Origin of the sequence: Tetzosporium hominis (genome assembly GCF_002265435.1) — a bacterium.
Lineage (GTDB): Bacteria > Bacillota > Bacilli > Bacillales_A > Planococcaceae > Chryseomicrobium > Chryseomicrobium hominis.
The window spans coordinates 1-237 of the sequence record NZ_NOKQ01000301.1 but is presented as its reverse complement, the minus strand read 5'-3'; the positions used below and the strand labels follow the sequence as shown (position 1 = coordinate 237).

Annotated in this window: 1 protein-coding gene; it reads left to right on the top strand. The window is 45.6% G+C overall.

Annotation, left to right across the window (positions count from 1 at the left end; all coding sequences use genetic code 11):
• The coding region (locus CF394_RS13525; RefSeq protein ID WP_133079845.1) for an ATP-binding cassette domain-containing protein at window positions 1-237 on the top strand (237 nt) is incomplete at both ends.

Sequence of the window (237 nt, the reverse complement as noted above, 5' to 3'; positions counted from 1 at the left end):
AAGGGCCAAATTTTAGGCTTTATCGGGGCAAATGGTGCTGGGAAGTCGACAACCATCAAAATGTTGACAGGGATTTTAAAGCCGACATTGGGTTATTGTCGGATCAATGGCAAGATTCCTCAGGACAATCGCCAAGATTATGTCAAGGATATCGGGGTTGTCTTTGGACAACGAACCCAGCTATGGTGGGATTTGGCACTGCAAGAGACCTACACGGTCTTGAAAGAGATTTACGAT